The 2,920-nt window shown below is 62.4% G+C and carries 2 protein-coding genes; both read left to right on the top strand.

The genetic code is table 11. The annotated features are described in order from the left end of the window. A partial coding sequence (carB, locus tag RKP46_RS15305) for a carbamoyl-phosphate synthase large subunit (RefSeq protein ID WP_311107433.1) occupies window positions 1-2,397 on the top strand: 2,397 nt, incomplete at its 5' end. 70 nt (window positions 2,398-2,467) lie between these two features. Next, window positions 2,468-2,920, top strand: a 453-nt coding sequence (gene greA / locus RKP46_RS15300) for a transcription elongation factor GreA (protein ID WP_311107432.1), incomplete at its 3' end; no start/stop codon positions are given.

Raw genomic sequence — 2,920 nt, 5'->3', positions numbered from 1 at the left:
GTGCTGCGCGAGATCGGCGTCGATACCGGCGGCTCGAATGTGCAGTTCGCCATCTCGCCGACTGACGGGCGGATGATCGTCATCGAAATGAACCCGCGCGTTTCGCGTTCGTCCGCCCTGGCGTCGAAAGCAACGGGATTCCCGATCGCCAAGGTCGCTGCCAAGCTCGCGGTGGGTCATACGCTCGACGAATTGGCGAACGACATTACCGGCGGTCGGACGCCCGCCTCTTTCGAACCCTCGATCGACTATGTGGTAACCAAGATTCCGCGTTTTGCCTTCGAGAAGTTCCCCGAGGCCGATGCGCGCTTGACCACGCAGATGAAGTCGGTCGGCGAAGTGATGGCCATTGGAAGAACGTTTCAGGAATCGCTGCAGAAGGCACTGCGCGGTCTCGAGGTCGGCTCTGACGGCTTCGATGAACGCAGCGTGGATCGCGAAGAGATCGAAACCGTGCTCAGCGAGGCGCGCCCGGAACGCATCTGGTACATTGCCGACGCTTTCCGGATCGGACTCTCGCTGGCCGAGATTCACCGTCTGACGGCGATCGACCCCTGGTTCCTGGCCCAGATCGAAGACCTGCACGGCAAGGCCGAGGCACTGCGCGGCAGATCGCTCGAATCGCTGACGCATGACGAGTTCCGATGCATGAAGCGCGCCGGTTTCTCCGACAAGCGTCTCGCCACGCTGCTGCAAACCACCCAGCACGTAGTGCGCGCACACCGCTACCGGCTGGGCGTTCGCCCGGTCTATAAGCGGGTCGACACCTGTGCTGCCGAATTCGCCACGGATACGGCCTATCTTTATTCGACCTACGAAGACGAGTGCGAAGCGCGTCCGAGCGAACGCCAGAAGATCATGGTGCTCGGGGGAGGTCCGAACCGGATCGGCCAGGGGATCGAGTTCGACTACTGCTGCGTGCATGCCGCGCTCGCACTGCGTGAAGACGGCTATGAGACGATCATGGTCAATTGCAATCCTGAGACCGTGTCGACCGACTACGATACCTCGGATCGCCTGTATTTCGAGCCACTGACGCTGGAGGATGTGCTGGAGATCGTTGCGGTCGAAAAGCCAGTCGGCGTGATCGTTCAGTTTGGCGGGCAAACACCGCTGAAGCTGGCGCGTGACCTGGAGGCCTGCGGCGTGCCGATCATCGGCACCAGCCCGGACATGATCGACGCAGCGGAAGATCGCGAGCGCTTCCAGAAGCTGCTGCACGAACTCGGCTTGCGCCAGCCGGCGAACCGCACTGCGCGGACCGAGGACGATGCGCTGCGCCTGGCGGGCGAAATTGGCTACCCGCTGGTCGTTCGCCCGTCGTATGTTCTCGGCGGACGGGCGATGGAGATCGTACACGACGCACGCGACCTGCAGCGCTACATGCGCGAAGCGGTCAAGGTCTCGAACGATTCGCCGGTTCTTCTCGACCGTTTCCTGAACGACGCGAGCGAAGTTGACGTCGATGCGCTTTGCGACGGTGAGCAGGTGCTTATCGGCGGCGTTATGGAACATATCGAGCAGGCGGGCGTCCATTCCGGCGATTCGGCGTGCTCGCTGCCGCCCTACACGCTGTCGCCTGACTTGCAGGACGAATTGCGTCGGCAAACCCGCCTGATGGCGAAGGGGCTGAACGTCTGTGGTCTGATGAACGTGCAGTTCGCGATCCAGAACGGCGTCGTTTTCGTTCTGGAAGTGAACCCGCGGGCTTCGCGCACGGTGCCTTTCGTCTCCAAGGCGACCGGCCTGCCGCTGGCCAAGATCGCCGCTCGCTGCATGGTCGGCCAGTCGCTGGCCAGCCAGGGCGTCACGCACGAAGTTATTCCCGACTACTTCTCGGTCAAGGAAGCCGTCTTCCCGTTCATCAAGTTCCGCGGGGTCGATACCATCCTTGGCCCCGAGATGAAATCGACTGGCGAGGTGATGGGTGTCGGCATGAGCTTTTCTGAAGCTTTCGTCAAGAGCCAGATGGGCGCCAGTGTCCGCCTGCCGAGTTCGGGCCAGGTATTCATCAGCGTCAAGGAATCCGACAAGGCGAAAGCCGTAGACATCGCGCGCGATCTGCAAGCGGCAGGCTTCTCGCTGCTCGCCACGCGTGGTACGGCGGCGGCAATCGCCGCCGCGGGGATCGCCGTCACACCGGTCAACAAGGTCACCGAAGGCCGGCCGCACGTGGTCGACATGATCAAGAACAACGAGATTGTCCTGATCATCAACACCGTCGACGAAAAACGCAAGGCGATCAGCGACTCACGTTCAATCCGCACGTCCGGACTGGCCGCCCGCGTGACCATCTACACGACGATCTGGGGCGCCGAAGCGGCCGCCGCCGGGATAAGGAACCGCGGCGACCTCGTCGTCTATCCGATCCAGGATCTGCACGCGCAACTCGCTTGATCAACCTCAACCCTGTCCAGGGCCGACCGTACCCACGGCCACATCGGCTCTGCTGCTGGCGAAGAACGATATGAACAAGATTCCTCTGACCGTCAACGGCGCCGAGCGGCTGCGCGCCGAACTGCACCACCTGAAGACCGTCGAGCGACCCCGGGCAATTGCCGCGATAGCCGAGGCGCGCTCGCACGGCGACCTGTCGGAGAACGCCGAATACGACGCCGCCAAGGAAAGGCAAGGCTTCATCGAGGGACGCATCAAGGAGGTTGAGAGCAAGCTGGCGAACGCGCAGATTATCGATCCGAAGCTGCTTGACGCGGATGGCCGCTGTGTTTTCGGCGCGACGCTCGATCTGGAGGATCAGGATTCGGGAGCACGCGTCAGCTACCAGATCGTCGGCGAGGACGAAGCCGACATCAAGGCCGGCAAGATTTCGATCAATTCGCCGATCGCCCGCGCGCTGATCGGCAAATTTGCCGGCGACATCGCCGAAGTGCAGGCGCCGGGCGGAATTCGCGAGTACGAA

Source organism: Accumulibacter sp. (assembly GCF_031732815.1).
GTDB lineage: Bacteria > Pseudomonadota > Gammaproteobacteria > Burkholderiales > Rhodocyclaceae > Accumulibacter.
The sequence above is the reverse complement of the archived record's forward strand: the minus strand, read 5'-3'. Positions and strand labels throughout refer to the sequence as shown.